The 24,930-nt window shown below is 73.4% G+C and carries 24 protein-coding genes; 16 read left to right on the top strand and 8 right to left on the bottom strand.

The genetic code is table 11. The features are described 5' to 3' along the window. Nucleotides 1–5: 5 nt before the first annotated feature. From HZS56_RS04915 to HZS56_RS04900, 4 genes are all read left to right on the top strand, one after another. Nucleotides 6–821 (top strand): SAM-dependent methyltransferase, encoded by an 816-nt coding sequence (locus HZS56_RS04915; protein WP_216719433.1) that lies wholly within the window; start codon nucleotides 6–8, stop codon nucleotides 819–821. A 100-nt stretch (nucleotides 822–921) separates the two neighbouring features. Further along, nucleotides 922–1,350: an effector-associated constant component EACC1 gene (locus HZS56_RS04910; RefSeq protein WP_216719432.1), complete on the top strand. Its 429-nt coding sequence runs from the start codon at nucleotides 922–924 to the stop codon at nucleotides 1,348–1,350. Beyond that, the gene (locus HZS56_RS04905) at nucleotides 1,347–3,131 is read left to right on the top strand and encodes a caspase family protein (protein ID WP_216719431.1); all 1,785 of its coding nucleotides are present in this window, start codon (nucleotides 1,347–1,349) and stop codon (nucleotides 3,129–3,131) included. The genes HZS56_RS04910 and HZS56_RS04905 overlap by 4 nt, the downstream gene beginning before the upstream one ends. 16 nt (nucleotides 3,132–3,147) lie before the next feature. Continuing rightward, nucleotides 3,148–3,702, top strand: a complete 555-nt coding sequence (locus HZS56_RS04900) for a hypothetical protein (RefSeq protein WP_216719430.1) — start codon at nucleotides 3,148–3,150, stop codon at nucleotides 3,700–3,702. 13 nt (nucleotides 3,703–3,715) lie between these two features. Here HZS56_RS04900 and HZS56_RS04895 read toward each other — a convergent pair whose 3' ends face one another. From HZS56_RS04895 to HZS56_RS04875, 5 genes are all read right to left on the bottom strand, one after another. Continuing rightward, a complete protein-coding gene (locus tag HZS56_RS04895) occupies nucleotides 3,716–5,977 on the bottom strand; it encodes a 2-dehydropantoate 2-reductase (RefSeq protein WP_216719429.1) in 2,262 nt (753 codons plus the stop codon). Beyond that, on the bottom strand, nucleotides 5,974–6,783 hold the full coding sequence (locus HZS56_RS04890; protein ID WP_216719428.1) for an SDR family NAD(P)-dependent oxidoreductase: 810 nt from the start codon (nucleotides 6,781–6,783) through the stop codon (nucleotides 5,974–5,976). Before HZS56_RS04890 ends, HZS56_RS04895 begins: the two co-directional genes overlap by 4 nt. Then, nucleotides 6,780–8,108 (bottom strand): MFS transporter, encoded by a 1,329-nt coding sequence (locus HZS56_RS04885; RefSeq protein ID WP_253913736.1) that lies wholly within the window; start codon nucleotides 8,106–8,108, stop codon nucleotides 6,780–6,782. The genes HZS56_RS04890 and HZS56_RS04885 overlap by 4 nt, the downstream gene beginning before the upstream one ends. A 19-nt stretch (nucleotides 8,109–8,127) precedes the next feature. Further along, nucleotides 8,128–9,057 (bottom strand): polysaccharide deacetylase family protein, encoded by a 930-nt coding sequence (locus HZS56_RS04880; RefSeq protein WP_216719427.1) that lies wholly within the window; start codon nucleotides 9,055–9,057, stop codon nucleotides 8,128–8,130. Nucleotides 9,058–9,189: 132 nt separating this feature from the next. Further along, nucleotides 9,190–10,197 carry an Lrp/AsnC family transcriptional regulator gene (locus HZS56_RS04875; RefSeq protein ID WP_216719426.1) on the bottom strand — a complete coding sequence of 336 codons (1,008 nt, stop codon included), beginning with the start codon at nucleotides 10,195–10,197 and terminating at the stop codon, nucleotides 9,190–9,192. 274 nt (nucleotides 10,198–10,471) lie between these two features. Here HZS56_RS04875 and HZS56_RS04870 point away from each other — a divergent pair, with 274 nt between their 5' ends. After that, nucleotides 10,472–11,161: a YoaK family protein gene (locus HZS56_RS04870; protein WP_216719425.1), complete on the top strand. Its 690-nt coding sequence runs from the start codon at nucleotides 10,472–10,474 to the stop codon at nucleotides 11,159–11,161. Between the two features lie 57 nt (nucleotides 11,162–11,218). Next, nucleotides 11,219–11,737, top strand: coding sequence for a 2'-5' RNA ligase family protein (locus HZS56_RS04865; protein ID WP_216719424.1), 519 nt, complete (start codon nucleotides 11,219–11,221; stop codon nucleotides 11,735–11,737). A 46-nt stretch (nucleotides 11,738–11,783) separates the two neighbouring features. Here the strand turns inward: HZS56_RS04865 and HZS56_RS04860 are convergent, their stop codons facing one another. Further along, the gene (locus tag HZS56_RS04860; RefSeq protein ID WP_216719423.1) at nucleotides 11,784–12,986 is read right to left on the bottom strand and encodes a cytochrome P450 family protein; all 1,203 of its coding nucleotides are present in this window, start codon (nucleotides 12,984–12,986) and stop codon (nucleotides 11,784–11,786) included. Between the two features lie 101 nt (nucleotides 12,987–13,087). Between HZS56_RS04860 and HZS56_RS04855 the strand changes: the two genes are divergently transcribed. From HZS56_RS04855 to HZS56_RS04845, 3 genes are read left to right on the top strand one after another with little or no spacing between them, the layout of a single operon-like run. Beyond that, nucleotides 13,088–13,813 (top strand): molybdopterin-dependent oxidoreductase, encoded by a 726-nt coding sequence (locus HZS56_RS04855; protein ID WP_216719422.1) that lies wholly within the window; start codon nucleotides 13,088–13,090, stop codon nucleotides 13,811–13,813. Then, nucleotides 13,797–14,546: a cytochrome b/b6 domain-containing protein gene (locus tag HZS56_RS04850; RefSeq protein ID WP_216719421.1), complete on the top strand. Its 750-nt coding sequence runs from the start codon at nucleotides 13,797–13,799 to the stop codon at nucleotides 14,544–14,546. Before HZS56_RS04855 ends, HZS56_RS04850 begins: the two co-directional genes overlap by 17 nt. 59 nt (nucleotides 14,547–14,605) lie before the next feature. Further along, nucleotides 14,606–15,418, top strand: a complete 813-nt coding sequence (locus tag HZS56_RS04845; RefSeq protein WP_216719420.1) for an SAM-dependent methyltransferase — start codon at nucleotides 14,606–14,608, stop codon at nucleotides 15,416–15,418. Nucleotides 15,419–15,485: 67 nt separating this feature from the next. On the opposite strand, the gene HZS56_RS04840 is transcribed toward HZS56_RS04845, so the two are convergent. Continuing rightward, the gene (locus HZS56_RS04840) at nucleotides 15,486–16,817 is read right to left on the bottom strand and encodes an SLC13 family permease (RefSeq protein ID WP_216719419.1); all 1,332 of its coding nucleotides are present in this window, start codon (nucleotides 16,815–16,817) and stop codon (nucleotides 15,486–15,488) included. 15 nt (nucleotides 16,818–16,832) lie between these two features. Continuing rightward, nucleotides 16,833–18,173 (bottom strand): CaiB/BaiF CoA transferase family protein, encoded by a 1,341-nt coding sequence (locus tag HZS56_RS04835; RefSeq protein ID WP_253913735.1) that lies wholly within the window; start codon nucleotides 18,171–18,173, stop codon nucleotides 16,833–16,835. Between HZS56_RS04835 and HZS56_RS04830 the strand changes: the two genes are divergently transcribed. The 7 genes from HZS56_RS04830 to HZS56_RS04800 all read left to right on the top strand — a co-directional run bounded on the left by HZS56_RS04830 (nucleotide 18,172) and on the right by HZS56_RS04800 (nucleotide 24,929). Next, entirely contained in the window at nucleotides 18,172–19,071 is a 900-nt protein-coding gene (locus HZS56_RS04830; RefSeq protein ID WP_216719417.1) for a LysR family transcriptional regulator, read from the top strand. The genes HZS56_RS04835 and HZS56_RS04830 overlap by 2 nt on opposite strands. Before the next feature lie 55 nt (nucleotides 19,072–19,126). Further along, entirely contained in the window at nucleotides 19,127–19,867 is a 741-nt protein-coding gene (locus tag HZS56_RS04825) for a class I SAM-dependent DNA methyltransferase (RefSeq protein ID WP_216719416.1), read from the top strand. 73 nt (nucleotides 19,868–19,940) lie between these two features. Next, nucleotides 19,941–20,711 (top strand): AraC family transcriptional regulator, encoded by a 771-nt coding sequence (locus HZS56_RS04820; protein ID WP_216719415.1) that lies wholly within the window; start codon nucleotides 19,941–19,943, stop codon nucleotides 20,709–20,711. Between the two features lie 219 nt (nucleotides 20,712–20,930). Further along, nucleotides 20,931–21,980, top strand: a complete 1,050-nt coding sequence (locus HZS56_RS04815) for an iron-siderophore ABC transporter substrate-binding protein (protein WP_216719414.1) — start codon at nucleotides 20,931–20,933, stop codon at nucleotides 21,978–21,980. After that, on the top strand, nucleotides 21,977–23,020 hold the full coding sequence (locus tag HZS56_RS04810; RefSeq protein WP_308407998.1) for a FecCD family ABC transporter permease: 1,044 nt from the start codon (nucleotides 21,977–21,979) through the stop codon (nucleotides 23,018–23,020). Before HZS56_RS04815 ends, HZS56_RS04810 begins: the two co-directional genes overlap by 4 nt. Continuing rightward, nucleotides 23,017–24,069, top strand: a complete 1,053-nt coding sequence (locus HZS56_RS04805; protein ID WP_216719413.1) for a FecCD family ABC transporter permease — start codon at nucleotides 23,017–23,019, stop codon at nucleotides 24,067–24,069. The genes HZS56_RS04810 and HZS56_RS04805 overlap by 4 nt, the downstream gene beginning before the upstream one ends. Beyond that, nucleotides 24,066–24,929: an ABC transporter ATP-binding protein gene (locus HZS56_RS04800; protein WP_216719412.1), complete on the top strand. Its 864-nt coding sequence runs from the start codon at nucleotides 24,066–24,068 to the stop codon at nucleotides 24,927–24,929. The genes HZS56_RS04805 and HZS56_RS04800 overlap by 4 nt, the downstream gene beginning before the upstream one ends. Nucleotide 24,930: the final 1 nt, after the last annotated feature.

Raw genomic sequence — 24,930 nt, 5'->3', positions numbered from 1 at the left:
ACAGGATGAGCAACACCCACGCCCCGCGGGACCTCGACACCAGCAGGCCCCACTCGGCGCGCATGTACGACTACTACCTCGGCGGCAAGGACCACTTCGCGGTCGACAAGCAGGCCGCGCAAGCGGTTGCCGAGGCCTACCCGGGGATCTTCACCTGCGCCCGCGAGAACCGCGCCTTCATGCACCGCGCCACCCGGGTCCTGGCGGAGGAACACGGCATCCGGCAGTGGCTCGACATCGGCACCGGCATACCCACTGAGCCGAACGTGCACCAGGTGGCGCAGTCCGTGGTCCCCGAGGCGCGCGTGGTCTACGCCGACAACGACCCGCTGGTCCTGAAGTACGCCGAGCGTCTCATGCGCAGCAGCCCGCAGGGACGCACCACCTACATAGAGGCCGACGTCAACGACCCCGACGCGCTGCTCGGCGCGCCGGAGCTGGCCGAGGTGCTCGACCTGTCCCGGCCCGTCGCCCTGTCCCTCAACGCGCTGATGCACTTCATCACCGACGCCGGCGACCCGTACGGCATCGTCGCCCGCGTCATGGCGGCCCTGCCCGCGGGCAGCGCTCTCGCGCTGAGCCACTGCACGCCCGACTTCGACCCGTCCACCTGGGAGAAGGTGACGGACATCTACACCCGGGCGGGCACACCGGTGCAGTTCCGCTCGCAGCACGACGTCTCCCGCTTCTTCGAGGGGCTCGACCTCCTCGACCCGGGCGTCACCGTCGGCCACCGCTGGCGGCCGGCCCGGCCCCTGGACTCCGAGGCACCGACGGACGCACAGGTCAGCCTGTGGGCGGGGGTCGGCATCAAACGGTGACGGCAGCCGCCGTCACTCCTTCCGGTGGAAGCCCGGGAATGCCCCCGGGCGGCGGCGGACGCCTCCTACGCTGGTCTCCCGCAACCGTGAAGGGACGGCGATGCTGGTTCAGTTGAGGGCCGAGCCGGACGACGACGTACGGACCGCGCTCGACCTGTACGCCTGGCTCCGGGGAGACCCGGACGTCCGTGCCCACGCCGAGGTCGGCATCGGGCCGTCGGAGCCGGGCGGCGAGACCATGGGCGCGGCGGAGGTCGTCAACCTGGTGGTGGGACAGACCTTCGCCGCCCTCAACCTCGCCCTGGCCTACGCGAGCTGGCGCCAGGCACGTCCGGCGGCCCCCGCCGTCACCCTCACCGTCGACGGCAGGTCCCTCACGGTCGAGGGCGCCTCGCAGGAGACCCTGCGGCAGATCGTGGAGCTGCTCGGCGAACCCCGCACGGACGGAACGCAGACGCCGCCGGCGGACGGCCCGCGCGACCCGGGCGGCCCGCGGCCGCACGGCGACGGCACCCCGGGCCCCGGGTGACGACCCTGCCCGACCCCGCGGCCTCCCGTGCCGTGCTCGTCGGGGTCGACACGTACACCAGGCCCCTGGAGCCGCTGCCCGCCGTCGCCGCCAACCTGGTCGGGTTCCGGGAAGTGCTCACCGGCCCCGACTCGTGGCACCTGCCGCCCGAGCACTGCACCGTCCTGCGCAACCCCGGCTCCGCCACGCAGGTCCTCGACGCCGTGCACGCCGCTGCCACCGAGGCGACCGACGCCCTGTTCGTCTACTTCGCCGGCCACGGCCTGCTGTCCCCGGCCGGCGACCTCTACCTCGCCCTCCCGGACTCGACACAGGGCCGCCTCTTCCGCGCGGTGGACTACGACCAGCTGCGCTTCCTGGTGGCGGAGGAGTGCTCGGCGCTCAGCCGCGTCGTCGTCCTCGACTGCTGCTACAGCGGCCGCGCGCTGCACGGCTACATGGGCACCGGGTCCGGGCCCGCCGACGACGGCGCGATCGACGGTACGTACGTCCTGACCGCGTCCGCCGAGACGAAGCGGGCCATGGCGCCCAGGGGCGAGCGCCACACCGCCTTCTCGGGCGCCCTGCTGAAGACGCTCACCGAAGGGGTGCCCCACGGCCCCGAGGTGCTCGACACGGAGTCCGTCCACCGGCACGTGTGGAAGGAGCTGCGGGCGCGGAACCGGCCGCTGCCCCAGCAGCGCGCCCGCAACGGCGGCCACCGGATCGCCCTCGCCCGCAACCGCTGGAACCCCGCGCCGGGACCCGAGGCGAAGAAGTACGCGGCGGCCCTGCGCAGGGCGGCCCCGGAAGGTGCCCGCACCGCGGACACCGACACCGCACGCCTCCTGCGGGGGGAGGGCATCGCCCCGCGCGCCTTCGTCGACTCCCTGGCCGACCACCGCTCCGAGGCAGAGCTCGGCCGTCTGCACACCCTGCGAAGAGCGGCCCAGCGCGCCGCCGCCGACCCCGCGACCCGGCTCCTCTACTGGCAGGAGGAGGTGGAGGTCCTCACCCGGCGGCTCGCCCACGCCGGGGACTACAGCCGCGGCATCGAGGACGAACTGACCCAGGCGAAGCGGCGGGTGGAGCTGCTCGACGTGGAGATCGGCGTACTGCGCCGACAGGTCCGCACCCTGCTGGAGGAGAAGGAGCGGCAGACCGGGTCCGAGGACCTCGTGGACGCCGCCGTCTCCGCGCCCGAGGCGGTGCGGGGACGCGGTGCCGGGCAGGCGAAGACACCGGCTTCCCGGGCCCCGTCGGGTCCGGGCGGGGCCCCGGCAGCCCGCCCGCCCGCCTCCGTGGCCGCACGGACCTCCCGGGTGCTGGCCGTCCTCGCCGTCCTCTACGTCGTCACCGCCTGGGCCCTCACCCTCGACACGGTCGCGCTGACGTACGCGTCGGGCCGGAAGCCCGCGTCGACGGGATCCGCGCCCGACCTGGGGTACGGGGACGGCCCGCGCTACGTCTGGGACACGGAGACGGACCTGGAGAGCACGTTCCGCCCGGAGGAGGACGACGCGGTCGACCGGCTGGAGGGCGGTCTCACGGTCTCCGTACCGGGCGGGTGCGCGGACCGGACCGTCGAATGGGAGATCTCCGCCGACGGCCGGCGCCTGGTGCACGGCTCCCTGACCGGCGAGGTGGAGCACACGGTCGCCCTCGATCTGCCGCTGGACCGCTCCCCGGAACGGGTCACCGTCGCCGCCTCGTGGGACGGGGGCACCGGCAGCTGCGAGAGCTTCGGCGTGGTCTGGGAGGACCCCCGCCTGGCCGACGACTTCGACCTGGTCCCGTGGTGACGAGGGGAGGAGGGCGGTGAGCGACGGCGCGGGAGTCTGGTTCGGCGGCACCGCGGGCCTCCTGGTCACCCTCGGCGTCCTCACCGCCTTCGCGGCGGGCTGCAGCGCGACCGGCCGCCAACTCGCCTACGACAGCGGTGACCGGCCCGTGAAACAGACCCTCTCCTACGGCGGCAAGTTCGCCGACCCGGTGTACGCCTACGTCTGGGACGTCCGCCGGAGCATGGACAGCACCTTCTCCGTCCCGGACGGCTTCGGCACCGGCGACGCGAACCTCCTCTCCGGCCGTCTGCGGATCTCCGTGCCGAAGGGCTGTGCCGACCGTACCGTCCACTGGCGGCTTACCGCCGACGGCGAGCACCGCATCGGCCGGGGCAGCACCCAGTGGCTGCGCCGGTACGACACTGACCCCCGGCCGCGACCGCACGGACTGCGTCCCGCGACGGTCACCCTCGAGGCGTGGTGGAACGGCGGGGACGGCGACTGCCCTTCCTTCTCCCTCACCTGGAGGGATCCGAAGCTCCACTTCGAGGCGGACCCGGACTTCGTCGACGCGGACTTCTACCCGTGAGCCGCGGCCGGCCTCACTGCTCCGCGAGCGCGGTGAGGACGGTGGCGGCCAGGGCCGCGCGACCGACCATGCCGGACACCGAGACCCGCTCCGAACGGGCGTGGGCGCCGTGGCCGACCGCGCCGATGCCGTCCAGTACCGGTACCCCGGCCGCGGCGAGGAAGTTGCCGTCGCTCGCCCCGCCGACCGACGCCTCGGCGAGGTCCTGGCCGAGCAGCCGCGCGCAGGACTTCGCCAGCCCGGCGAGGGCGGCGACCTCCGCGCTGCGTTCGAAGACCGGGCGGTTCCAGTCGCCGGTGACGCGCAGCCCGGTGCGGGCGTCGACGGGTTCGAGGGCGGCGAGGGCCCGCGTGATGCGCTCCTGCTCGGCGGCCGACGCCACACGGACGTCCAGACGCGCCGTGGCCCGGCCGGCCGTGACGTTGCTGCGGGTGCCGCCCTCGACGACCCCCACGTTGACGGAGGTCCCCGCGTCCAGATCGGCCAGCCGCGTCAAGTGCAGTACCTGGGCCGCGAGTTCGTGCACGGCGCTGGCTCCCGCGGTGGGGTCGAGACCGGCGTGGGCCTCGGTGCCGGTGACCGTCAGGGTGAACAGACCGACCCCCTTGCGGGCGGTCTTGACGGCACCGTCGGCCGCGCCCTCGAAGACCATGGCGCACCGCGCACCGCGCGCCTCGGCGACGATCGCCTCGTGGGAGGCGAGGCTGCCGGTCTCCTCGTCGCCGTTGAGCAGGACCGTGCAGGCGGGGCGCGGCAGACCGAGGGCGTCGAGCGCCCACACCGCCTGGACGAGCCCGCCCTTCATGTCGAACACGCCGGGTCCGGTGACGAGGTCGCCGTCCCGGTGGAAGGGCCAGGTGTCCAGGGTGCCCGTCGGCCACACGGTGTCGTAGTGGCCGACCAGCACCACCGGCCGGTCGTCGCACGTGCCGCGGGCCGGGTAGCGGCGTACCAGGATGTCGCCGGTCTCCTCGCGGGGGAGCACCTCCTCCGTGTCCGGCGCCCCCAGCCGGCGGTCCAGCCAGTCGCGCAGCCAGGCGAGGCAGGTGTCGAGGGCGTCGGGGTCGTCGCTGGCGCTGCCCTGCGCGGTACAGGCGGCCAGATCGGCCACCATGTCCTCGCGGTGGCGTTCCAGCCAGTCCTGGACCGCCCGGGCCCGCTCGCCCTCCCCCTCGCGGCCGGGCGCGGACCGCCGGGCGAGCCGGTCGAGTCCGGCCAGGCGGGACTCGGACATCTTCCGCGGTGCGCCCTCCAGTTCGCGCAGACCGTCCAGGACGGCCTGCACGAGGGGCGTCGGCAGTCCCGCGCGGGCGGCCTCCTCGACGACGTCCGCGTAGTGGGTGGTGACCTCCACGGGCCGGTGGCGCACGGCCAGGTCGCGCCAGATGCCGCTGCGGTCCTTGCTCTGGGTGCGCAGCCAGGCGGTGAGGCGGTCGAAGGCGGCCTCGCGCGCGGCGGGGTCGGCTCCCCGCCGGAACGGGTGCGGGTCGAAGGCGTCGAACGCCTCCAGCGTGACGCCGCGCCGGTCCGCCACCGCGAAGATCTCGCCCGTCAGCCCGGCCATGGCGACGCGGTGCCGGTCGATGAGGTCGGCCATGGGCGCGTCGGCCAGAGCGGTGGCGGCGAGCATGGCACCGAAACCGGCCTTGGCCCACAGGTAGCCCTCGACGTTGTCGCTGGCCCGTGCCGGGCCCCAGCTCTGCAGGTCGGCGACCAGGCCGCGGACGCGGTCGCTGACGGCGGCGCCGTGCGGCTCGCCGACGACCAGGGCCCCGGCGCCGCCGTCCTGGACGACACCCGGCTCGACGACGTCGGCGAAGATGTTGACGAAGGCCGCGACGGTGCGGTGCGCGCCGACCCCCTGGGCGATCAGGTCCTCGTTGAAGCCGTTCTGCACGGAGACGACCCAGCCGTCCGCGTCCAGCCGCGGGACGATCCAGTCGACGGCGGCCCTGGTGGCCTGTGCCTTCACCGAGAGCAGGACCCGGCCGAGGGTGCCGGTGAACTCGTCCGGGGTGACGGCCCGCACGGGGACGCTCGTGCGGCTGCCGCCCCGGGCGACGACGAGACCGTCGGCCCGGATGGCGTCGACGTGCGCCCGGTCCGTGTCGACGACGGTGACGGGGTGGCCGGCGCGGGCGAGGGCGAACGCCAGGGTTCCGCCGATCGCTCCCGCGCCCACGACCGTGTAGGCGGCTCGCTGCGGGGTGACGTCGCTCGTCGGACGGGTGTCGCTCGTCGGGCAGGTGTCGCTCTTGGGGCGGGTGTCGCTCATCGGGCGGGTTCCTCCGTGGCCGTGGGGACGGCGGTGGCGCGGGTGTCGTGGGACTGCCATATGCGGGGCAGGTGAAGGGCTCCGGTGCTGGATCCGCCGTCGACCCGCAGAACCTCTCCGGTGACCCAGGAGGCGTCGGGCCCCGCGAGCCAGCAGACGGCCCGGGCCACGTCCTCGGGCGTGCCGGGACGGCCCAGCGGATTGGCGCCGATGGCCTCCGCGTACTCGGCGGAGACGGGGTTGCAGTCGCTGTCGACCAGGACGAAGCCGGGGCTGACCGCGTTGACGCGCAGGCCCTGGGCGCCCAGTTCCAGGGCGGCGGCTCGGGTGGCCATCTCCAGGGCCGCCTTCGAGCTGGCGTACGGTCCGCCGCCCGGGCGGGAGCGCAGGGCCGAACCGGAGGAGATGTTGACGACGCAGCCGGGTCGGCCCGCCGCGCCGGCGAGCCGGGCGAAGGCGGCGGTCGCCAGGACCGGGGCGCGCAGGTTGACCGCGAACAGCCGGTCCCAGGCCCGCGCGTCGACCCCGGCCATGTCCAGCGAGGGATAGACGCCCGCCGCGTTGACCAGGACGTCGACGGGCCCGTGCGCCGACCAGGCCTGCTCGACCAGCGCGGCGGGGGCGTCCGGACCGGTCAGGTCCACGGCGTGGACGGCCGCGCCCGCGCCGAAACGGGACGCCGTGGCCTCCAGCGCGGCACGGTCGAGGTCGGCGAGCGTCAGGAACGCCCCCCGGGCGGCGAATGCGTCGGCGATCGCACCGCCGATGCCGCCCGCGGCGCCGGTGACGAGAATGTGCGGGGTCACTCGAACTCCTTGTCCTTGGTCTCGGGCATCGTGAGGTAGACGGCCAGGGAGACCAGCGCGGAGGCACTCACGTAGACCCACAGCAGGTCGCTGTGACCGCTCTCGTGCAGCCACGTGGTGACGTACGGGGCCGTGCCGCCGAAGACGGCGACGGCGAGCGCGTAGGGCAGCGCGATCCCGGTGGCGCGCACCTCCGGCGGGAACTGCTCGGCCATGATGACGGCGCAGTTCGCGGAGTAGCCGAGGATCAGCAGCATGCCCACGAGCTGGACCAGGAACAGGCTGAGGAAGCTGTCGCCCAGCAGGTGCAGCAGCGGCCAGGCGAGGACCACGAAGCCGCCGGCGAAACCGGCCATCGTCGGCTTGCGTCCGAGCCGGTCCGAGAGCAGTCCCGCGAACGGGAGCGCGATCACGAAGACGATCAGACACAGGGTCTGCGAGAGCAGCGCCGTCTCCAGCGGGATGCCGGTGGTCAGATTCGCGTAGGTGGGCAGGTAGTTGACCCAGATGTAGTACGTGAGGGTGCCCGCGACCGTGATGCCGGCGACCCGCAGCGTCGCCGCCGGGTGCTCGACGAACATCGCCCTGACGGGGTTGGTCCGGGTACGGCCGCTGCCCCGGGCCTCGGTGAAGGACTCGGTGTCCTCGACCGAGACCCGCAGCCACAGGCCCACCAGGCCGAGCAGCCCGCCGAGGACGAACGCCATGCGCCAGCCCCAGGAGTGCAGCGCGTCGTCGCTCAGCGCCGACGTGGTGAGGGTGCCGAGGAGCGAGGCGACGAGGACGCCGCCCGCGACCGACACCTGCTGCCAGGACCCGGCGAACGCGCGCCGGCCCCGGGCCGCGGACTCGACGAGGAAGGCGGAGGACGACCCGAACTCGCCACCGGCGGAGAAGCCCTGCACGAGCCGGGCGACCAGGAGCAGCAGCGGCGAGACGACGCCGATGGACTCGTAGGAGGGGGTGACGGCGATGGCGAAGCCGGCGCCCGCCATCAGCGCCACGGTGAGCGTCATGCCCTTCTTGCGGCCCCGCCGGTCCGCGTAGGCGCCGAGGACCGCCGCGCCGACCGGGCGCATGACGAACCCGACCGCGAAGACCGCGAGGGTCGACAGCAGGGCGACCGCGCCGTCCCCCTTGGGGAAGAACTCGTCGGCGATGATCTTCGCGAAGATCGAGTACAGCGCCCAGTCCACCCACTCGACGGTGTTGCCGATGGTGCCCGCGACGATGGCCTTGCGCTGGGCGCCGCTCAGTTTCCCCGGCGGGGCTGCACCGCCGGGGCCCTTGCGGGGGCCGGCGGGCGTGACAGATCCGGTGTTCATGGCAGTGCGCTCCGTGGCGTCAGGGACGGGCGGGACCGGAGCCGGGCAGCATGCTGCGCGCGGCGTCGGCCAGCTGGGCGTGGGTGGCGAACCAGACGTCCTGGTGCGAGGCGATGTGGTCGAGCAGTTCCCGCAGCACCACCAGCCGCGAGCGGTGACCGATGACGTGCGGGTGCAGCGTGAGCTGGAAGACGCCCCCGTCCCGGTACGCCGCGTCGAACTCGTCCCGCCAGATCTCGCCGACGTCGCGGGGGCGGCTGTGGGGGCGGACGGCGCCGTAGCGGTCCATCGTGAAGTACGGGGCGTCGTCGCGGATCCAGTCCACCGGGATCTCGACGAGGCCGGTGGAGCGCCCGCCGGCGACGATCTCGTACGGCTCGTCGTCGGCCATCAGGGAGGAGTCGTACGCGAAACCGAGCTCCAGCATGATGTCGAGGGTGGAGTCGGAGAAGTCCCAGGACGGGGTCCGGATGCCGACCGGCCGCTGCCCGGTGAGGGTCGTCAGGGTGTCCAGGGCCCGCGCGGTCAGCTCCCGCTCCTCCTCGCGGTCCAGCAGCATGTTCCGTTCGTGGATCCAGCCGTGCACGGCCAGCTCGTGCCCGTCCCGGGCGCAGGCGCGGGCCTCCTCCGGGTGGAGCAGCGCGGAGACGGCCGGCATGAAGAAGGTGGCGGGAACGCCGTAGCGCTCCAGGAGCCGCAGGATCCGCGGGGCGCCGGCCCGCGCGCCGTACTCGCCCTGGGCCAGGCGGCCGGGGCTCGTCTCGCCGTCGCGCAGCGGGATCGTCTCGTGGTCGGAGTCGAAGGACAGGGCGACCGCGACGCGGGCGCCGCCGGGCCAGCGGTCGGGGAGAAGGCGCCGCCCGGCGCGGACGGCGTCGACGTGAGTGCGCCAGGCGGACTCGGGCCAGCGCCAGGTCTCCTTGGGCAGGCCGAAGCCTTCTGAGGACATGGTGACTCCACGGGGGTGTACGGGGCTGGGGAGTGAGCGGTGTGAAGGGCCGCGCAGCGGCCGCGCTGTGCTGTGTCGTGCCGGTGAGACCGGTGAGACCGGTGAGACCGGTGAGACCGGTGGGCCGGCGGCTCAGGCCGGGCGGACCATCCGGTGCCAGGAGTACTTCGTGGTGACGAGGTGCAGCGTCACGTCGGAGGAGAGGAGTCCGGGCAGTGACCCGATCACGTCGCTCGTGTAGCGGAAGAGGTCGGCCCGCCGGGGCAGCACCATGTGCCCGACGAGATTGAAACGCCCGGTCGCCGCGCTGAGGAACTTCGTCCCGGGATGCCGGGCCAGCTGCCGGCCGGCGACGTCCAGCCGGCCCGGCTCGATGGAGAGCCACACCATGAACTCCGCGTCGAAACCGAGGAGTGCCGGTTCGACGAGGGTGCGGAACTGGAGGACGCCGCGGGAGATGAGCCGGTCCAGGGCACGGGCGACACTGGACTCGGCGCGGTCCAGGCGCCGGGCGAGCACGCTCACCTGCGTACGGCCGTCCTCCCTCAGGGCCGCGGTGATCTCCTGCTCCAGCGGGGTCAGCGCTTGTGGCGCCCGGCCCCAGTCGGTGCGGTCGCACGAGGAGGAGAACGTGTCCGGCCGCAGGTCGGCCGCCGCCTCCGGCGGAAGCAGCCGGGTGTCCCACATCGCGGCCGAGGTGAACGCCCGGATGACGGGCACCGCCTCGGTGCTCGTGATGAGGTCCGCCGCGGGCAGGTCGGCGAAGAGCATCCGCATCATCTCCTCGTTGTCACGGGCGACGAAGTCGACGACGAGGTCCGCCGATCCCGTGACGACGGCCACGAAGCGGACGTCGGGGCTCGCGGCGAACGCGTCCGCGACCTCCAGCCCGCGCCCGGGACGGGCCTGCACCCGGACCAGCATGGAGGAACCCTCCCGGGTCCGGTCCAGCTCCAGCGTGCCGGTGACCCTCAGCAGCCCACGCTCCCGCATCGCCGCGTAGCGGCGCTGGGCGGTCGTCTCACTGGCGCCCACCCAGCGTGCCACCGCGCTCCACGGAGCACGCCCGTTGAGCTGGAGCGCCGCGACGACGCGGCGGTCCAGGTCGTCGATGGTGTCCGCGAGGGCTTCCTGGGTCATGCCGATGAAGCTAACCGGCGAGTTTTCGCCAGTCAATGGCGGAATCCAGCATCCCTGCTGGTCAGAGGGGCGTCATCCCGCACCGGACGCCGTGCGTGACGGAAAAGGCCCAGATCCGGCGCGGACGCGGGGCCGGACGGGGCGTGAAGGATTTCCCCAGAACGGCCGGCGAGGAAATTGCCGCCGGCGGGCGTCGGGGCACGGCCGCTCCCCGGCATGTCGCCGCCCGCGCCGCCGCGGCGGTCGGCAAGGATGCCGTCATCGGGAGGCAGACATGACGGTCGGGCGGGTCACGACGGTTCGCTCGCGACAGCGCGCGGACGCCTGGACGGCGCGGCTGCTGACGTTCTCCGCGGGCGCGGTCAACGCCCTGGGCTTCCTCGCCCTCGGCGAGGTCTTCACGAGCGTGGTCACCGCCAACTCGGCGCTGACCGGGGTCGCCCTGGGCGGCGCGGAGCCGGCGCTCGGCATCCGGGCCGCCGTCGCGTTGCTCTGCTATGTGCTCGGTGCGGCGGCGGGCAGCCGGGCGGCCGCACCCGCCCACCGCGGCGGGTGTCCCCGCCGGGCGGACTTCCTGCTGCTCGAGGCCCTGCTGCTGTGGGCCGTCGCGGGATGGTGGCTCGCCGTGGACGGCGGCCCGGGCGGCGCGGAGCGCACGGCGGTGCTGGGCATGCTGGCCGCGGCCATGGGCTGCCAGAACGCCGGTGTCCGCGTCGCGCTGGGCTCCCAGGTGCCGACCGCCTACCTGACCGGCCTGCTCACGGGAGCGGTCGCCGAGGCGGTGACGGCCCGGCGCGTCCAGTGGCGGGCCCTGCTCACCACGGCTCTCCTGATCCTCGGGGCGGCCGCCGCCACGCTCCTCGACCGCCTGCTGCACGAAGCCGCCCCGCTGCTCCCCGCGCTGCTGGTGACGGCGGCGTGGGCGACCCTGCGCGCGACGCCCCGGCCGGCGGACGCCTCCTGACCGGTCCGGACCGTACCGCTCCCCGGCATGACATGCTGCGTACCGGGAGGGGAGACGATGCCAGGAACGGGGACGACGGCGGTGCTCGCGCTCCTGCCCGAGGCCGACCCACTGCTGGAGCTGGCCGCCGGGGTGGACGCGCGGGCCGTGCGGCCGGGCGTGCCCGCGCACGCGGCCCTGCTCTACCCCTGGCTGGCCGCCGACCGGGTCGACGAGCCGGCGCTGCGGCGACTGCGGGAGGCGCTGCCGCCCGGCCGGGTCCGGGCAGGGCTGACGGCGGTCGAGCACAAGGGCGGCTTCGTGGGTGTCCCGCTGCCCGGGCTGGGGCCGGTGGCCACGGCCGTGCGCGCCGCCTTCCCCGAGCAGGTCCCCTACGGCGGCCGGTTCGGCACCGATCCGCCGGTGCACGTCACCGTTGCCCTCGGCGCCGCTCCCGAGGCCGCCGCTGGCATCGCCCGGCGGGTCGCCACCCGGCTGCCGGTCACCGTGGAGATCGCCGCGCTGCACGTGGTGGCCCTCGGGCCCACGGGCTGGCGGCGCCTCGCCGAACTGCCCCTGCTCCGCCGGGACGCGTGAGTCCCGCGGCGCGCTCCCCGGACCGTCCCGCTCTGAGAGGCCGCGCTCAGTAGCGCACCGGCAGGGCGAGGAGCCCCCGGGAGCGCATGGAGGGCCGTCGCGGGATCTCGGCGGGGTCCACGGCAAGTGCGAGATCCGGGAACCGTTCGAACAGGGCGGAAAGGGCGATCCGTGTCTCGGCGCGGGCCAGCGGCGCACCCAGGCAGTAGTGGATGCCGTGGCCGAGGGCGAGGTGCCCGGTCACGTCCCGGGTGACGTCGAGTGTGTCGGGGTCCGTGAAACGGCGGGGGTCGCGGTGTGCCGCCGCCAGGGACAGCAGGACCGTACTGCCGGCCGGCACGGTGACACCGCCGACCGGCACGTCCTCGGTGGCGAAACGGCGGATGGCCAGCGGAGCCGGCCCGTCGAACCGGGCCAGTTCCTCCACGGCGTTCGCCAGCAGCCCGGGGTCGGCCCGTACGGCCGCCAGCTGGTCGGGCCGTTCGAGCAGCGCCAGCGTCGCGTTGCCGAGCAGGTGGACGGTGTTCTCGTATCCGGCGACCAGCAGCAGGAAGGCCAGCGAGGTCAACTCGTCCTCGGACAGCCGGTCCTCCTCGTCACGCAGGTCGACCAGCGCGGACATGAGGTCGTCGGCCGGGCGGGCGCGCTTGTCGGCGATCAGCCCGGTGAAGAACCCGAGCAGGCCCTTCACCGCGTCCCGGGCCCGCTCGGGACGTTCCGGGTCGGGCGAGACGAGCGCCTCGGTCCACGCCCCGAAGTCGACGCGGGCCTCCTCCGGGACGCCCAGCAGGTCACAGATGACCGTGACCGGGAGCGGGGCGGCGTAGGCGCTGATCAGGTCCGCCCGCCCGGCCGGCGCCATGGCGTCCAGCAGCCGGGCGGCCGTGCGGCGAATGGGCTCGTGGAGCCTCGTCACCTGGTGGGGACCGAACGCGCGGGAGACCAGACGGCGGATGCGGGTGTGGTCGGGCGGGTCCATGTTGAGCAGGTTCGCGTCGAGCGCCGGAGGAAGGGCCATGCCCCGGTAGCCGCCCGGCGCGGCGTTGCGCTTGTCCAGGGAGAACCGGGGATCGGCCAGCGCGTGGCGGACGTCCTCGTACCGGGTGATCAGCCAGGCCGGCAGGCCGTCCGTCCCCATGACGGCGTGCACCGGTCCCTGTTCGCGCAGGCGTGCGTACACGGCGTACGGGTCCTTGACCAGCTCCGCCGGGTCAACGGCGGAGGAATCGGAGGGTGTTGCGAGCGACATGCCCTCACTATAGGGAGCGGCCCCGCTCCGAAGGATTACCGAAGTCTGACGCGGACCGGCAGCCCCTGGTCCGGCCGGCCCGGCGGTGCTCCAATGAACGGGTGAACTCTGAACCGCCCGAGACGCGGGGCGCTCCGGTGGGGCGGCGCGTCCTGCTCGGCACACTCGGCCTCGGCGCGCTGGGCGTCCTCGCCGCGCCCACGCTGCAGCGCGGCACGGAAGCGTTCCTCGGCGGCGCGGCCGACCGGGACCCCACCGGTCTGACGGGCCTGCTCCCGAACGGCGGCGGCTTCCGCTACTACTCGGTCACCTCCTCCGTCCCCCACAAGGACGCCGGAAACTACCGGCTCACCGTCGACGGCCTCGTCGAGCGCCCGGCGACGTACACCCTGGCCGGCCTCAGGGCACTGCCCCAGACCCGGACGGTGCGCGACGTCCAGTGCGTCACGGGCTGGCGCGTGCCCGGCACCCCGTTCGAAGGAGTGCGCCTGTCCGAGCTGCTGGACGCCGCGGGGGTGCGCTCCTCGGCGCGCGCGGTCCGCTTCACCTGTTTCGACGGCGCCTACTCGGAGAGCCTCACGCTCGAACAGGCACGCCGCGCGGACGTCCTGGTCGCCCTGCGGATGCAGGACGAGGACCTGGGCCACTCCCACGGCGGCCCCGTACGTCTGTACGTGGCACCCATGTACTTCTACAAGTCCGCCAAGTGGCTCTCCGGCATCACCGTCACGGACGAGGTCCGGCCCGGCTACTGGGAGGAGCGCGGCTACGACGTCGACGCCTGGGTCGGACGTTCGAACGGACGGGACGATGAACCCACCACCTGAACCGGCGCCATCACCTGAACCGGCGCCATCACCTGGAGCGACGTCACCACCTGAACCGACGCCACCTCCTGAACGGGCGAGACCGCAGCAACTTCCCGGGCGCCTGCGGCGCTTCAGCACGGCCGAACGCTGGGCGCACCGCGCGACCGCCCTGCTCATGGGCGTCTGCGTCCTCACCGCGGCCTGCCTCTACCTCCCCCAGCTCGCCCAACTCGTCGGCCGCCGCGCCCTGGTGGTCACCGTGCACCAGTGGGCGGGAGCCGCCCTCCCGGTCCCGGTCCTGGCCGCCCTCGGCTCCCGCGCCCTGCGGACCGACCTCGGTCTGCTCAACCGCTTCGGCCCGCACGACCGCCAGTGGCTGCGAGCCGTCCTGCGCAGGGACAGACGGCCGTCCGCCCGGCCGGCGCACAAGTTCAACGCCGGGCAGAAGATCTACGCCGCCTGGGCGGCCGGTGCCACGCTCGTCATGCTCGGCACCGGGCTGATGATGTGGTTCACCCACCTCACCCCGCTGGTCTGGCGCACCGCCGCGACGTTCGTGCACGACTGGCTGGCCCTCACCCTCGGCATCGTCCTCGCCGGCCACGTCGGCATGGCCGTCGCCGACCCCGAGGCACGCCGGGGCATGCGTACCGGTTCGGTCGCGCGGGAGTGGGCGCAGCGCGAACACCCGCTCTGGCAGCCGGACGGTCCCGGCACCCGGCGGCCGCACCGCACGCCGGAGCACCGCTGACCTGGGTGAGGGCTGCGAAACGGTGGTCTTCGAGGGGTGTTGGGGGAGAGGATGGGGCCATGACGGGAGAGACTTCCTCGATCGACAGCACCAGGCCGAGCATCGCCCGCGTCTACGACTACCTGCTCGGCGGCAAGGACAACTACGCCGTCGACCGGGAGATCGGCGACGTGTTCAAGCGAGACCTGCCCGGTTCGGTGGCGATCGCCTTCGCCAACCGCGCGTCCCTGACCCGGGCGGTGGCCGAGATCGTGACGACCACTGACGTACGGCAGTTCGTCGACCTGGGCAGCGGCCTTCCCACCGCCGACAACGTGCACCAGGTCGCGCAGCGGTACGATCCCGGCTCCCCGGTGGTGTACGTCGACACCGATCCCCAAGTGCTCGTCCACGGACGCGCGTTGCTGGAGGAGAACGACCGGACGCGGGTCGTGCCGGTCGACGTGCGCGACCCGGAGAAGGTGCGCACCCATCCGGAGACCCTGGAGCTGATCGACTTCGGCCGTCCCGTCGCCGTCGTGTTCAGCGCCGTCCTGCACCACGTCAACGACGACGAGGACCCCGCCGGGATCGTCCGCCACTGGCGGGAGAACGTGCCGTCCGGCAGCTACTTCTTCGTCAGCCACTTCCGCTCCGGCAACAACCCGGAGACCGCGGAGGCCGAAAGGGTCCTCCAGAACACCTTCGGCCGCGGCCGGTGGCGGACCGACCAGGAGATCGAGGCCCTGCTGGACGGTCTGGAGATCCTGGAGCCCGGGATAGTCCCGGCCTCCCGGTGGCGTCCCGGCGACTCCGGCGGCCCCTGGGACGGCGAGCGGGAACTCACCGTCTGGGAACGCCTCATCGCCGCCGGCCTGGCGCGCAAGCCGTAGCGGACACCGGCGCACTCCGCCGCCCCGCCTTGTGGGCGCCGCCGAGTACCCGGTCCGGACCCGCCCGTCACCACCAGCCGAAGGCCACACAGGCGAGCGCGGGGCCGACGACCACCGACACCGCTCCGTAGGTCAGCAGATGGCGGAAGAGCCGCGGACGGTCGTCCGGCCGCGCCGCGCCGAGGATCAGCCCGCCGGTGATGCCCAGCGGATTGATGTCGACCAGGATCGAGGCCAACGCCACCGCGAGGACCGCGCCGACGGGCGAGGCACCCTCGGCGACGACGGCGGGGATCAGCGGCATCGTGGTCGCGAAGACGGCGATGGAACTCGCCGCGAAGGACGTGATGCCTGCGATGTAGCAGATGACCAGCAGGCTCAGCAGCGGCGAACCCTCGACCCGCAGCAGGTCGCTGATCCGCGTGAACGCGCCCATGTCCTGCATGAGGCCGACGTAGGTGAGCAGCCCTCCGATGAGCAGCACGACGTTCCACGGGATCCGGGAGACGATCTCCCCCGGCTCCAGCCGCAGGACGATCTGCTGGACCACCGCGGCGGTGAGCCCCAGATAGCCGATGTTCGCGTCGAATCCGACCGACAGCACCACGACGGCCGCCAGGCACGTGAGGGTCAGGGCACGCGTGGCGGCCGGCGACACCGCGCGTCCGGCGGTCTCCGTCCCGGTCACCGCCGGCGCCCGTTCCGTCCCCGACGTGTCCGACGGGGGCACGAGCGTGCGGTCTTTCGTGGTGTCCGTGGTGTCCGTGGTGGGGGAGACGCGGCCCCGGGGCACGGCGCCGGTGCGCACCCCGACCAGGAGGCAGCCGGTGGCGACCACGAGACCGGCGACCAGGCCGCCGAGGAAGAAGGCGACCGGCGCGGAGTCGGGCAGCCCGATCTTCAGCGTGTCACCGAGGCGGCGCGCGCTCGTGCCGTAGACGGCCAGCGGCGACAGGAGCCCGCTGATGATGCCGGTGATGCCCAGTACGGCCGCGACCAGGGGAGAAATGCCGTAGCGGGCGGCGAGGCCGAGGGCGATCGGCGCGACGATGGCGGTCGCCGCGGCGGGCAGTGTGCCGATCGCCGTCAGCACGGCGCCGATCAGGAACGGGACCAGGGCGACCAGCAGCACGCGCCCGCCGACCAGGCGGAGCATGCCGTCCAGCAGCCAGTCGAGGGTGCCGTTGAGCTGCGCCACCGCGAACAGGGCCGTGATCCCGACGATCAGGACGAAGAAGTCGGAGGGGAAGAACGCGGTGACCTCGTCGGCGGTGCGGTCCGCGGCGAGGCCGACCAGGAAGGCGGCGGGCAGGGCCGCCAGACCGAGGTTGAACCTCGGCAGGAGGGTCGCCGCGAAGAGGGCGACGAGAACGACGACGGAGACGTCGGCCATGGACATCTGCGGCTCCTCGGTTCAGATGACGCCGCGTGCGGCGAGCTCGTCGATGGCGGCGGGAGCGAGACCGAGGTCCCGCAGTACGGCGGACGTGTGCTCGCCCAGGCCCGGTGCGGTGTGTCCGACGGTCTGCTCGAACCCCGAGAACCGGCCGGCGGACCCCTGCACCAGCCGCGTCCGGCCGCCGCTGCCGCCGCTCACCTCGACCACCGAGCCGCGGGCCCTGACATGCGGGTCGGCGCAGATGTCGGCGGCCGTGTTGACCGGCCCGTGGGCGACGCCCGCCCGGTCCAGGACCTCGGTCAGGGACGCGAGGTCGTGGGCGGCGACGAAGGCGGCCACGCGGCCCTCGATCTCCGCACGGTGCTCGATCCGGCTCGCCATGGAGTCGTGCACGGCGAGGTCCGGTGCCTCCATCGCCCCGACCAGCCGCCGCCACATCTGATCGGTCGACGCCGGCAGCGCCAGCCACCGCCCGTCGCGGGTCCGGTAGAGGTTGTTGGGGCTGATGTGCGGATTCTCGTTGCCCCGGCGCCCGTGGCTCTCGCCGGTCGCGCCGTAGTCGGCGACGAAGTCCTCCATCATCCGCAGCAGCGGTTCGTACAGGCCGATGTCGGCCAGCTGGGGTTCTCCGGTGAGGTCGCGCTGGCGCAGCGCCAGCATCGCCGCGAAGGCCGCGTAGATGCCGGTGACGCCGTCGGCGACCGGATAGCCGGAGAACACCGGCGGGCCGTCGGGGAAGCCCGTGCGGTGGGTCAGTCCGGCGAAGGCCTCCGCCACGCGGGCGAAGCCGGGGCGGTCGGCGTACGGACCGGTGCGCCCGAAGGCGCTGACGTGCACCATCACCAGGTCGGGACGGTGGACGACGAGGTCGTCGAAGTCGACGGAGAACCTTTTCAGGTTCGCCGGCCGGAAGTTGGTCACCACCACGTCGGTCGTCGCGGCGAGCCGCCCGACCAGGGCCGCGGCGTCCGGGTGGTGCAGGTCGACGGTCACACTCGACTTGTTCCGGCCCACGACCGACCAGGCCGCGGACTCGCCGTCCGCCAACGGCGGGTAGCCGCGGGCCGGGTCTCCGGTGCCCGGCTGTTCGACCTTGATCACCTCCGCGCCGAACTCGCCGAGCAGGGACGAGGCCAGCGGCCCGGCCAGCACCGTCGAGAGGTCGAGCACACGTACACCACTGAGAGGACCGGACACGGATTTCCCTTCCACGAGTACCGCCACATCACGGCTTGCCGTGACCCGCGTCACGATGTCGCGCGGGAACGGCCACGGGAAGACGTCGAACGCTTCAGGCGGTGAAAGGCAACACCTATAACGGCGCTGCTCGGCGACGCGGCTGTAACATCCCGGCATGCGAGTCGAACGGGCCCGGTACTTCCTCGCCGCGGTGCGCACCGGTTCCCTCCGGTCGGCGGCGGCCGCCTGCGGCGTCAGCCAGCCCACCATCGGACAGCAGCTGACCCTGCTGGAGGAGGAGCTGGACGCGGTGCTGCTGACCCGGAGCAGGCAGGGCGTACGCGCGACCCCCGCGGGCGAGGCGCTCGTCGGTCCGCTGGCGCGCCTCGTGGCGGCCGAGGACGCGGCGCGGGAGGCGGCCCTGGCCTCCAACGGGACGTATCAGGGCAGGGTGTCCATCGGCGGCGGGTCGGTGACCGTCGAGACCGTCGTCGCCCCGGTCGTGGGGCGGCTGCTCACCGACCACCCGGGACTGCGCTTCTCCGTCCGCGAGGGGTCCTCGGCGGACATCGAGCGCGCGGTGGCCTCCGGCGACCTGGACCTCGCCGTCGTCACCACACCGGGCCGGCCACCGCCGCGCGGGCTGGTCCGGCGGCGGATCCTGCTGGCCCCGCTGGGCGTCCACACCCGTTCCGACCACCCGCTCGCCGACCGGCACGAGGTCACCTGGGGCGAACTCGGCCGGTGGCCGATCGTGACCATGCGACCGGGAACGGTCCTGCACCAGCGGCTGCGCGAGCGCCTTCCGGACGCCGAGGCCACGGTCGAGGCGATGTCGGCCCGCACGGTCCAGACCATGGTCTCCCAGGGCGCCGGGATCGGGCTCCTCGCGCGCTTCGACAGCCGGCAGTCCCCGGCGGGCCTGGTGTGGCTGCCCCTGGCGGACGCCGAGCCGGTCGAGGTCAGCCTGGTCCAGCGGGCCGACAGCCAGCCGTCACGGTCCGCCGCCGTGGTCCGCAGGCTGATCGGCGCGCGCGCCGACGAACTGGCGGACCGCCTCCACAACGGCCGCTGAGGCCGGCAGAAAAGCAGTCGACACGTCGCGTCCGCTCCCGGCAGAGTGACCGCCCGTGACGAGCAGCGAAGTGTGGACCCGTGAGACCGCCGACCGCTACGACACCGAGGAGGCCGAGCACTCCTCGGCCGCCGCCCTCGGACCGACCCTCGACTTCCTCGCCGAACTGGCGGGAGACGGACGGGCATTGGAGTTCGCCATCGGAACCGGACGCGTGGGCGTCCCGCTGCGGGAACGCGGCGTGCCGGTGACCGGCATCGAACTCTCCGAGCACATGGCCGCCGTACTGCGGCGCAAGACCGACGAGGACACACTGCCGGTGGTCCTCGGGGACATGGCCACCACCGTCGTCCCCGGCGAGTTCACCCTCGTCTACCTCGTCTACAACACCATCTCCAACCTGCTCACGCAGGACGAACAGGTCGAGTGCTTCCGCAACGCCGCACGCCATCTGGGGCCCGGCGGCCGGTTCGTGATCGAACTGGGCGTGCCGCCGCTGCGCTTCCTGCCGCCCGGTCAGATCGCGGTGCCGTTCGAGGTCGCCGGGCACCATGTCGGTCTGGACACCTTCGACCTGGTCGAACAGACCCTCGTCTCCCACCACTTCACGCGCGACGACGACACCGGCCACTACCGCCGCGGCGCCTCCCGCCACCGGTACGCGTGGCCGGCGGAGCTGGACCTCATGGCGAAGATCGCCGGGCTCGAGCTCGAACGCCGCGTCGCGGACTGGGACGGGACGCCGTTCACCCAGGACTCCGTCCGGCACGTCTCCGTCTGGCGCAAGCCGGCCTGAGGCGGACGGCAGCAGGCCTGGCGGACGACCGGAGCCGGGCGGCACGACCGGCACGGCCGATTAGCCTGGACCCATGCGTGTCACCAGGGAACTGCCGACGTTCGCCGCCGGCGAGGTGGACGTGTCGTTCGTGATCAAGGGGTACGAGGAAGTCGTGGCGGCCGACACCGCCTGGAACGAGCATTCGCACCCGTGGCACGAACTGCTCTGGAACGAGCACGGCACGTCCACCGCCGTGGTGGGCTCACAGGTGTGGTGCATCACCCCGACCCTGGGGCTCTGGATGCCCGCGGGCCAGCTGCACTCCGCCTCCGCCGTCGCGGGCACCTCCTACCGCGCCCACTTCTTCCGGCACGGCACGGTGTCGGTGCTGCCCGACGTCCCGGTGGCCGTGGAGATCACGCCGCTGCTGCGGCTCGTACTGGAACGGCTCGGGGAACCGGACCTGCCGGCGCGGTCCCGGGCCGTGACCGAGGCCATGGCGCTCGACGTCCTGCGGCCGTCGCCGCGGGCGCTGCTGGTGCAGCTGCCCACGTCTCCGCTGCTGCGGCCGATCGTGGACGCGGTCCGGGCGGACCCCGCCGACCAGCGGACGCTGACCGGCTGGGCAGCCGCCCTCGGCTGCAGCGCCCGCACGCTGACCCGCGCGTTCCGTGCGGAGACGGGCACGAGCTTCGCCCGCTGGGTCGCCTCGGTGCGGGCCCAGCACGCGGTGCGGCTGCTGTCCCGCGGCCTCGAGGTCGACGTCGTGGCCGACGCCGTCGGCTACCGCTCGGCGAGTGCCTTCGGGGCGGCCTTCCGGCGCACGACCGGCACCACGCCGGGCACGTTCCGGCCGCGGTGACGGCGGGGACCCGGCGGTCGCTGCGCGGGCCGCGCCGACGTGCGTGTCCCGATCGCGACAAGGGCTGTCGCAAAGTCTCGATTGAAGCGCGTCCAGCAGCTCTCTAGTCTATGCAGGCAAGCCTTACCTAACCTTCTGTGCAACTGCGGTGCGGGCTCGCGCGTCCACAGCCCCGGACGAGCGCGCCCGGCACCCCGACCGAGAGTGAACCCCGGGTCGATGAGAACACCCCGCCTTCGCGTGCTCGCCCTCGCGGCCGCCCTCCTGTTCGGCCTCACCGCCTGCGGCGGCCAGGACGACGCCAAGGACGACAGCAGCGCCGCGAGCGCCGGCGCAGACGGTGCCGGCCAGTTCCCCGTGACGATCAAGCACGCGCTCGGAACCACCACCGTCCCCGAGAAGCCCGAGCGCGTCGCCACCGTCAACTGGGCCAACGACGAGGTGCCGCTCGCCCTCGGCGTCGTCCCCGTCGGCATGGCCAAGGCCAACTTCGGCGACGACGACGGCAACGGCGTCCTGCCCTGGACGGAGGACCGGCTCAAGGAGCTCGGCGCCAAGACGCCCGTCCTGTTCGACGAGACCGACGGCATCGACTTTGAGGCCGTCGCCGACACCAAGCCGGACGTCATCCTCGCCGCCTACTCCGGACTGACCGCCGAGGACTACGAGACGCTCAGCCAGATCGCCCCCGTCGTCGCCTACCCCGAAGCCGCCTGGGCCACCCCGTGGCGCGACATCATCAAGCTCAACAGCAAGGCCATCGGCCTGGCCGACGAGGGCGACAAGCTGATCGGCGACCTCGAGGGGCAGATCACCGAGACCGTCGCCAAGTACCCCCAGATCAAGGGCAAGTCGGCGATGTTCCTGACCCACGTGTCCTCGAAGGACGTCAGTGAGGTCGGCTTCTACACCACCCACGACACCCGCACCCAGTTCTTCACCGACCTCGGCATGAAGATCCCGGCCAGCGTCTCCGGACCGTCCGAGGACACCGAGAAATTCGTCCTCACCAAGAGCGCCGAACGCATCGACGACTTCAACGACGTCGACATCGTCACCGGCTACGGAGACGACAAGGGCGAACTGCTGGCCGCCCTCAAGAAGGACCCGCTCACCTCCAAGCTGAAGGCCGTCAAGCAGGACTCCCTCTACCTGCTGCCCGGCAGCACCCCGCTGGCCACCGCCGCCAACCCGACCCCGCTCTCCATCCCGTACGTCCTCGACGACTACGTGAAGGCGCTCGCCCAGGCCGCGGACAAGGCCGCGTGACCGCCACCGAAACCGTGAGCGTGCCGAACACCGCCCCGGTGCGGCGTTCGGCACGCGTCCGCGTGACCTGGCTCCTCGTCCTCGCGGCCGTCCTGCTCCTCGTCATGACCGCCTCCCTCGCCTTCGGCTCCCGCGACGTCGCCTTCTCCGACGTGTGGTCCGCCCTCGGCGGAGCGGAACAGACCCTGGAGGAGGCCGCGGTCGCCAAACGCGTACCGCGCACGCTCCTCGCCGTCGTCGTGGGCGCCGCCCTCGCGGTCTCCGGCACGGTCATGCAGGGGGTGACCCGCAACCCGCTCGCCGACCCGGGCATCCTCGGCGTCAACATGGGCGCCTCCCTGGCCGTCGTCACCGCCATCGCCCACTTCGGCCTCGCGTCGGCGTCCGGGTACATCTGGGTGGCGATGACCGGAGCGGCGCTGACCGCCGCCTTCGTCTACACCGTCGGCTCGCTGGGCCGCGGCGGCGCCACACCGCTCAAGCTCGCCCTCGCCGGTGCCGCCATCTCGGCCGCGCTCGCCTCCCTGGTCAGCGCCGTCGTCCTGCCGCGCAACGACATCTCCGACACCTTCCGGCTGTGGCAGATCGGCGGGGTCGGGGGAGCCTCCTACTCCCAGCTCGGCAGCGTCGTCCCGTTCCTCGCCGCCGGGTTCCTGCTCTGCCTCGCCTCCGCGCGTGCCCTCAACTCCCTCGCCCTGGGCGACGACCTGGCCGCCGGGCTCGGTGAACGGGTGGCCCTCGTACGGGCCACCTCGGCGCTCGGCGCGGTCGTGCTCTGCGGCGCGTCCACCGCCGTCGCCGGACCGATCGCCTTCGTCGGGCTGCTCGTCCCGCACACCTGCCGGCTCCTCGTCGGAGTCGACCACCGCTGGCTGCTGCCGTTCGCCGCGCTCGGCGGTGCCGCCCTCCTCACGGCGGCGGACGTGGTCGGACGCGTCGTCGCCCGGCCCTCCGAGATCGACGTGGGGATCCTGACCGCCGTCATCGGGGCACCCTTCTTCATCCACATCGTCCGCCGACAGAAGGTCAGATCCCTGTGAGCGCCCCCGCCGTCAGCGACACCCCCACGCTGCGGACCGTCACCCGCAGCCGTGTCCGCGGCTCCCGCCGGCGACGGCTGCTCGTGGTGACCCTGCTCGTCCTGGTCGTCGCGGCGTTCGCCACCAGCCTCATGGCCGGTCACACCTTCTACCCGGCCCACGACGTGCTGCGCGTCGTCATGGGCGAGGACGTGCCCGGCGCGTCCTTCACCGTCGGCCGGCTGCGGCTGCCGCGGGCGGTGCTCGCCCTGACCGCCGGATTCAGCTTCGGCATCGCCGGCGTCACCTTCCAGACGATGCTCCGCAACCCGCTGGCCAGCCCCGACATCATCGGCATCAGCGCGGGGGCGAGCGCGGCGGCGGCCGTCGCCATCGTGACGTTCTCGCTGAGCGGCACCGAGGTCTCCGTCGTCGCGATCGCCGCCGCCCTCGCGGTGGCGCTGCTCGTGTACACCCTCGCGTTCCGCGACGGCGTGGCCGGCACACGGCTCATCCTCATCGGCATCGGCATGGCCGCCCTCCTGGACAGCGCAACCTCCTACGTCCTGTCGCAGGCCGGCGAATGGGACCTCCAGGAGGCGATGCGCTGGCTCACCGGCAGCCTCAACGGCACCACCTGGGAGGAGACGGTGCCCGCCGTCCTCGCGGTGCTCGTGCTCGTACCCGTGCTGCTGTCCCGGGCCCGCGACCTGAGTGCCCTGAGCCTCGGCGACGACACGGCGTCCGCGCTCGGGGTGCGCGTCGAACGCACCCGCGTCGTCGTGATCGTCGCGGCCGTCGGACTCATCGCCTTCGCCACCGCGGCCGCCGGACCCATCGCCTTCGTCGCGTTCCTCTCCGGGCCGATCGCCGCCCGCCTCGTCGGCACCGGCGGCTCCCTGCTGGTCCCCGCCGGCCTGGTCGGCGCCCTGCTCGTGCTCGTCGCCGACTTCACCGGCCAGTACGCCTTCGACACCCGCTACCCCGTGGGCGTCGTCACCGGCGTCCTCGGCGCCCCCTACCTCGTCTACCTGATCGTCCGCACCAACCGGGCCGGAGGCTCACTGTGACCGCGTCCCACTCCCTGTCGACCGAGGACCTCACGCTCGGCTACGGCGACCGCACCGTCATCGAGGGCCTGGACCTGACCCTCGCCGCCGGGAGGATCACGGTGATCGTCGGGGCCAACGCGTGCGGCAAGTCGACCCTGCTGCGCTCCATGTCCCGGCTCCTCGCGCCGCGCGCGGGCCGGGTCGTCCTGGACGGCCGCGAGGTCCACCGCACTCCCGCCAAGGAACTCGCCCGCACCCTGGGCCTGCTGCCCCAGTCGCCGGTCACCCCGGAGGGCATCACGGTCCTCGACCTGGTCGGCCGGGGCCGCCACCCCCACCAGCGTGCCTTCTCCCGCTGGACGGCCGAGGACGACGCGGCGGTCGCCGCCGCACTGGAGGCCACGCACACCACCGACCTGATGGACCGCTCGGTCGACGAACTCTCCGGCGGCCAGCGCCAGCGCGTGTGGATCGCCATGGCACTCGCGCAGCAGACCGACCTGCTGCTGCTCGACGAACCCACCACGTTCCTCGACATCAGCCACCAGGTCGAGGTCCTCGACCTGCTGACCGACCTGAACCGCACCCGCGGCACCACGATCGTCATGGTCCTGCACGACCTCAACCTGGCCGCGCGCTACGCGGACCGGCTCATCGCCCTGGCCTCCGGAGGGCTGCACGCAGCCGGAGACACCGAGGACGTCATGACGCGGGACATGGTCCGCTCGGTCTACGGCATGGACAGCCGCGTCATCGAGGACCCGGTCTCCGGCAGACCGCTCGTCCTGCCGATCGGACGCCACCACTCGGCGGCCGCGGACGGCGGGGCCGCCCCCGCCGGCCGGCCCGAGCCGTCGGCACCGGCCGGAAGCCGCTGAC

The organism is Streptomyces mayonensis (genome assembly GCF_018982965.1).
GTDB classification, from domain to species: Bacteria; Actinomycetota; Actinomycetes; order Streptomycetales; family Streptomycetaceae; genus Streptomyces; species Streptomyces mayonensis.
Note: the sequence above shows the minus strand (reverse complement) of the source record. Positions and strands in the feature narration are given on the sequence as shown.

What these genes read in the sequence shown, in the direction of transcription:
- HZS56_RS04915 (WP_216719433.1), top strand. Translation starts at nt 6, where the DNA reads ATGAGCAACACCCACGCCCCGCGGGACCTCGACACCAGCAGGCCCCAC.
- HZS56_RS04910 (WP_216719432.1), top strand. Translation starts at nt 922, where the DNA reads ATGCTGGTTCAGTTGAGGGCCGAGCCGGACGACGACGTACGGACCGCG.
- HZS56_RS04895 (WP_216719429.1), bottom strand. Translation starts at nt 5,977, where the DNA reads ATGAGCGACACCCGCCCCAAGAGCGACACCTGCCCGACGAGCGACACC.
- HZS56_RS04885 (WP_253913736.1), bottom strand. Translation starts at nt 8,108, where the DNA reads ATGAACACCGGATCTGTCACGCCCGCCGGCCCCCGCAAGGGCCCCGGC.
- HZS56_RS04880 (WP_216719427.1), bottom strand. Translation starts at nt 9,057, where the DNA reads ATGTCCTCAGAAGGCTTCGGCCTGCCCAAGGAGACCTGGCGCTGGCCC.
- HZS56_RS04875 (WP_216719426.1), bottom strand. Translation starts at nt 10,197, where the DNA reads ATGACCCAGGAAGCCCTCGCGGACACCATCGACGACCTGGACCGCCGC.
- HZS56_RS04870 (WP_216719425.1), top strand. Translation starts at nt 10,472, where the DNA reads ATGACGGTCGGGCGGGTCACGACGGTTCGCTCGCGACAGCGCGCGGAC.
- HZS56_RS04865 (WP_216719424.1), top strand. Translation starts at nt 11,219, where the DNA reads ATGCCAGGAACGGGGACGACGGCGGTGCTCGCGCTCCTGCCCGAGGCC.
- HZS56_RS04860 (WP_216719423.1), bottom strand. Translation starts at nt 12,986, where the DNA reads ATGTCGCTCGCAACACCCTCCGATTCCTCCGCCGTTGACCCGGCGGAG.
- HZS56_RS04850 (WP_216719421.1), top strand. Translation starts at nt 13,797, where the DNA reads ATGAACCCACCACCTGAACCGGCGCCATCACCTGAACCGGCGCCATCA.
- HZS56_RS04845 (WP_216719420.1), top strand. Translation starts at nt 14,606, where the DNA reads ATGACGGGAGAGACTTCCTCGATCGACAGCACCAGGCCGAGCATCGCC.
- HZS56_RS04840 (WP_216719419.1), bottom strand. Translation starts at nt 16,817, where the DNA reads ATGTCCATGGCCGACGTCTCCGTCGTCGTTCTCGTCGCCCTCTTCGCG.
- HZS56_RS04830 (WP_216719417.1), top strand. Translation starts at nt 18,172, where the DNA reads ATGCGAGTCGAACGGGCCCGGTACTTCCTCGCCGCGGTGCGCACCGGT.
- HZS56_RS04835 (WP_253913735.1), bottom strand. Translation starts at nt 18,173, where the DNA reads ATGCCGGGATGTTACAGCCGCGTCGCCGAGCAGCGCCGTTATAGGTGT.
- HZS56_RS04820 (WP_216719415.1), top strand. Translation starts at nt 19,941, where the DNA reads ATGCGTGTCACCAGGGAACTGCCGACGTTCGCCGCCGGCGAGGTGGAC.
- HZS56_RS04815 (WP_216719414.1), top strand. Translation starts at nt 20,931, where the DNA reads ATGAGAACACCCCGCCTTCGCGTGCTCGCCCTCGCGGCCGCCCTCCTG.